The 4,489-nt window shown below is 62.2% G+C and carries 7 protein-coding genes; 5 read left to right on the forward strand and 2 right to left on the reverse strand.

Annotated features, from left to right (window positions below):
* Window positions 1-509 precede the first annotated feature (509 nt).
* The 4 genes from BST44_RS28700 to BST44_RS28715 are packed head-to-tail and all read left to right on the forward strand — an operon-like array spanning window position 510 to window position 1,921.
* Window positions 510-782 (forward strand): type II toxin-antitoxin system Phd/YefM family antitoxin, encoded by a 273-nt coding sequence (locus BST44_RS28700; protein WP_033711258.1) that lies wholly within the window; start codon window positions 510-512, stop codon window positions 780-782.
* Window positions 783-785: 3 nt separating this feature from the next.
* Window positions 786-1,193 carry a type II toxin-antitoxin system VapC family toxin gene (locus BST44_RS28705; protein ID WP_007168487.1) on the forward strand — a complete coding sequence of 136 codons (408 nt, stop codon included), beginning with the start codon at window positions 786-788 and terminating at the stop codon, window positions 1,191-1,193.
* A gap of 20 nt (window positions 1,194-1,213) precedes the next feature.
* Complete coding sequence (locus tag BST44_RS28710) at window positions 1,214-1,555, forward strand: hypothetical protein (protein WP_007168486.1); 342 nt, start codon at window positions 1,214-1,216, stop codon at window positions 1,553-1,555.
* A 60-nt stretch (window positions 1,556-1,615) separates the two neighbouring features.
* Window positions 1,616-1,921, forward strand: coding sequence for a hypothetical protein (locus tag BST44_RS28715; protein ID WP_007168485.1), 306 nt, complete (start codon window positions 1,616-1,618; stop codon window positions 1,919-1,921).
* Between the two features lie 1,447 nt (window positions 1,922-3,368).
* Here BST44_RS28715 and BST44_RS31410 read toward each other — a convergent pair.
* The gene (locus tag BST44_RS31410; RefSeq protein WP_255250777.1) at window positions 3,369-3,491 is read right to left on the reverse strand and encodes a hypothetical protein; all 123 of its coding nucleotides are present in this window, start codon (window positions 3,489-3,491) and stop codon (window positions 3,369-3,371) included.
* Between the two features lie 211 nt (window positions 3,492-3,702).
* On the opposite strand from BST44_RS31410, the gene BST44_RS31415 reads away from it, so the two are divergent.
* Window positions 3,703-3,855 carry an enoyl-CoA hydratase-related protein gene (locus BST44_RS31415; RefSeq protein WP_007168480.1) on the forward strand — a complete coding sequence of 51 codons (153 nt, stop codon included), beginning with the start codon at window positions 3,703-3,705 and terminating at the stop codon, window positions 3,853-3,855.
* 101 nt (window positions 3,856-3,956) lie between these two features.
* Here the strand turns inward: BST44_RS31415 and BST44_RS28735 are convergent.
* The coding region (locus BST44_RS28735; protein WP_244184980.1) for an IS30 family transposase at window positions 3,957-4,489 on the reverse strand (533 nt) is incomplete at its 5' end.

Below are 4,489 nucleotides of genomic sequence, written 5' to 3' on the forward strand. Positions count from 1 at the left end.
CGGCGGCACTGACCGCCTAAACCACCAAGTCGAAGAATCACACGACGACGTCGTACACCACGTCCCTGGACTTGACCTTCTCCCCTGCCGCGTAACACTCGGAAAGATGGCAAACGACATGTGCCACAGTCGGGAGCAGGCGGAGCAGGTCAAGGCTAGGTTGGCCGAGTGGCTGGCGCCACCAATGGTCGGGACGACGGCACTGACTGAGCGGCACCGCCCGCAGACCGCCGGCATCAAGCGAATGGCTCGGCCGTATAACCACGCGCTGACCGTCGCATATCTCTGCCCCACCTGTGAGAATTGAGCTGACAAGGCAGCTAGAGACGGATAGGTCCCTTTGTGAGCACCGATGGCCGCGAGCCTGACGACGAGGCCGGCGCGGAGTTCCTGAACGGCTTCGTCGATAGGTTGATTCTCGGGGGCGGGCGTGTGGACATGGGCCGCCGGCGCTCCGAACCAGTTGCGCCACCATAGCATGTAGTACAACTATGTAGTACATTATTGGTATGAGTGAAGTACCTCTCCGAATGCTCAACCAAGAGACGGCAAAGGTCTTGGCCCGCGTCAAGCGTGGCGAAGAGATCACGCTTACTGAGCGCGGGGAAGTCATCGCCCGAATAATCCCCGCTACCGCCGGCCCACTGGATGCGTTGATCACTGCCGGCAGAGTGCAACCGGCGACGCTGGCCGGCCCAGCCCCGCGGCCGACCGTTCCGATGCACGACAATCTCGACGCCGGCGCGCTATTGCAACGTCTGCGCGCCGAGGAAAGGTATTAGCCGGTGATCTACCTGGATACCTCGGCTCTGGTCAAGCTGATCCGGATCGAAGTCGAATCTGATGCTCTAGCTGACTGGCTCGATGAACGCACCGAAACACGTTGGATAACATCTGCCTTGGCTGAAGTGGAGCTCCCCAGAGCCATCCGCGCAGTCGCCCCAAATGGCTTATCTGCTGTCCCCTCTGTGCTGGCCAGACTGGATCGGTTCGAAATCGACCAGGTCATCCGCGCCACCGCGGCCGCCTACCCCGATCCGGCGCTGCGCTCGCTCGATGCGATACACCTGGCCACCGCTCAAATCGCCGCATCCACAGCACCATTGACCGCCATGGTCGCCTATGACAGTCGACTCAGCGACGCCGCCCGTGCCCTCGGGATAACGATTGTCACACCTGGAAGAAACTCATGAACGGCTCAGGAGGAGAACACATGTCAGCACGTTTCTATGATGAGACCGTTTTTCAAGCGTGGCAGCGCGGTGTAGAGATCGCCGGTCCCCGATGGTTCGCCGACGGCCAGACTTCCCCGGACAGCGCGACCAGCAAGTGGGATCTCTCGCCGAGGGTCGACGAGATCCGATCAGCTATCGGATGGCTGTCCTCGGGCGAAGCGATGTTCCTTGCGGCGATGGTGAGCTTTTACAACTCTGAGCCCGGCGGCGAACTCTTGCGATCACTTGGCGCAAATGGCCTCAGCGACATTGCTGCCAGCCTCGACGAATCACGCCGACAAGTCATCGCCGACCTGCCCCTTGCCTACGCCGGCTGGTGAAAACCTCGCCGGCCGTCACTCCCACGGCTTCCCGCTACAACCCGCCGCAAAGGACAACCCATGGCTGACCTGCCAACTCGTCCCGAACTATTCGAGAACGCCCGCGCCTGCATCGACGAAGTGAGATCAGCGCTCAGCGCGGCGCGCGACTGGCTGCGCTCGGACTGGCAGCTCCTGGGCACACCACTGACTAAGGAGGCCGGCCAAGCTCGGGTGGCCATTTTGGAATCGATCGGCGAGGCCAAGGACCTCATCGACGCGATGAAGCGCACTGCAGCCTCGATGAAGCGGCGCAGCACGGCGTTGCGAGCGCGCGGCAGAAACGCCAGGCGACCGCGCTGTCTGGTGCGCCGCGCAGCGCGATGAACCGCCCGCCTTGCCCGCCGCGACCCGTTGCCGACCTGGTGGCCGGATGTGAACGGGCGCTGGCTCGAAGATGGTGGAAGATGGTGACCGCAAGACATCGTGCGTTGCGTGGTGGACCGCCCGTCACGCCTCAATCACGAACTTTGCGACTGGGCGCGCGCACCAACACTTCATGCTCGGCATCATGGGTGGCCGCTTCAGGCGCCAGGCGTGTTCGGCAGCCGACCGTCATACCCGCCGACGAGCGGTCGCCCGGCCACGATGTGCGCGACTCGGGCGACCGGTCCCAATCACCAAGCAAACGTCCTCTCCCGAGGCTTCGGGGTGCGTCATCCGCTTGCCCCGCATGTCGACATCCGTTGCTGCGCGGCTAGCGGCCACGCCAGTCAAATGTCGATTCCCGCTGCGGTGCCTACCTCAAAATCCCGGCAATCCCGGCAGGGTGAAACCACCGCCCGCGCCGGTGGAAGCGCCGCTCCCAGCGCCGCCCGGACCGGTCAAACCGCCCGACGTGCCAGTACCGAAGCCGCCGCCATTGTCGTTGAAAGCACCGGACCCGCCGGTCGACGCCCTGCCCCCACCGATCGGGGTGGACACTCCACCAGACCCGCCGCCCCCAACTGTGATCCCTGGGTCTGGCTCATCCGCCCAGGCAGCGCCCGCGCTGGCTATCGGGATGAGCCCGGCGGCCAAAGCTGCACCTGCGGCCATGCCGAGCTTGATCGTGATACCGCGGCGTCGTGTCTTGCAAGTCATGTTCCCCTCCGAATTCATGGATCATTAGATGATCGCGTTATGATCGGCGCACTTGTCGTGCGTTGCACAGTCACTTAGGTGGTAATGGGGCTCACCTCCATTCCCACAACTGGATTCCCACAACTGGTGATAGCAATGCCACCAGCTGTATGAACTTTGGCTATGCAATGCAGCTTAGCTACTACAGAAAGTGAGCGTCAAGCCAATTGGGCTACCTTGTTTGCAAAGTGATTCATATTCATAAATTCAGTGTTTCAGTAGACACTGACTTCCACACCTACAATCGTATATTGCAGCAGTTCAACAACCATGTACTGGTGTACTGACATGCGCCAATTCGCGTCTGCGTACTTACTGATATCGAGCACAACGTGAATCATTCAGGCCAGAGTCTGACTTGATTACGATTATCAGAGTTTCAAGGTGCCAGCAAACTAGACTTACTCGGTTGGTGCCCGATATCTGCAGAAACCTTTCTTCCTAGAATTCAGTATCGCTGTTGGCCAAAAATCGCTCCCTGCGTAGTCCGATCAGCAGTCACACCTCGCCGCGTGCACCTAGACCGTCCCCAACACAGGGCCTCAGCAGACGCCCGCCGGCAACTCATCGCCGACGACGCGCGAGGGGTGCCGCGCCTCACCTTGGGCCCAAGTGCAGGACCCCTCATTGATCCGCGTACTGATATGCAGATCTACTGAAACGCACCCGAAGAGGGGATCGCCGCAATGAGCACCGGCCGCAGCCGCATCGAATCGAGCGCCGCACCGTCCCACAGAAACACCGCGGCTGCCACCCCGCCCTCACCTACAGGCACCGGGCCGACCGAACGCCTCATGACCATCCGGTAGACAGGCGACCAACGAACACGCCGAACCGTCGACCTATCACTTGGCACACACCCGGGTCTTGACATCTGGCAGCGAGATGCCGCCGACCGCCTCGGACTCGCAGGATGCAGGCGGAAATAACCGGATTCTTCTCTGGACAAGCTCGACGCAATCCACGCCGTCCTGCATCGCTTCCCCGTGTACAAGCCGATCATCGCCGCGGTCAACGGCACTTGCGTGGCGGGCGGATTCGAGATGTTGAGCTCCACCGACATCCGAGTGGCCGTGCCCGACGCACGATTCGCGGTGATGGAGCCGAAGCGCGGTCTTTTCGCAGTGTCTTGCCCGTGAGGACACTCGCGGCGGCAAGGGCACCGCCGATCGTGACGTAATGACTTAGGGCCGGTCCACGCGGCAGAGGTGTGAGGTGTTGACGACGGGGTGGGTTCTACTCAACGTCGCAACACCGACGGATCACTCGAGACTAACAGGGCAGCGAATAGATCGGCGGGGCAACGGTCTTGGAGGACTATGCGGGGGCGATGGTTGAGTTCGTGTTCGACGGCCAACAACTGCTCCGGCGGGTGGCTGATGAGGGTGACGCCCTTCGGGAAGTAGTCGCGCAGCAGTCCGTTGGTGTTCTCGTTCGTGCCGCGTTGCCAGGGTGATCTGGAGTCGCAGAAGTAGACGGGCGCGCCGAGCTTGTCGGTGGTGGCAAGGTGGCGCGCCATCTCGGTGCCCTGGTCCCAGGTGATCGACCGCATCAGCGTGGGTGGCAGATCCTTCATGCGGGCCACCAAGGCCGCGTGCAGGGAGTCGGCGTCACTGCGAGGCAGATGCACCAACCGCAGCATCCGGGTCTGGCGTTCGACCAGAGTGCCGATCGCCGAGAGGTGGTTATTACCGATGATGTAGGGGTCGGACCGGGGCGCGGTGCCGGGATTGCTCCTGGCCCGTTTCCCCGGCCCGCCCTCCGCACCGGACG

Origin of the sequence: Mycobacterium scrofulaceum, assembly GCF_002086735.1 — a bacterium.
GTDB classification, from domain to species: Bacteria; Actinomycetota; Actinomycetes; order Mycobacteriales; family Mycobacteriaceae; genus Mycobacterium; species Mycobacterium scrofulaceum.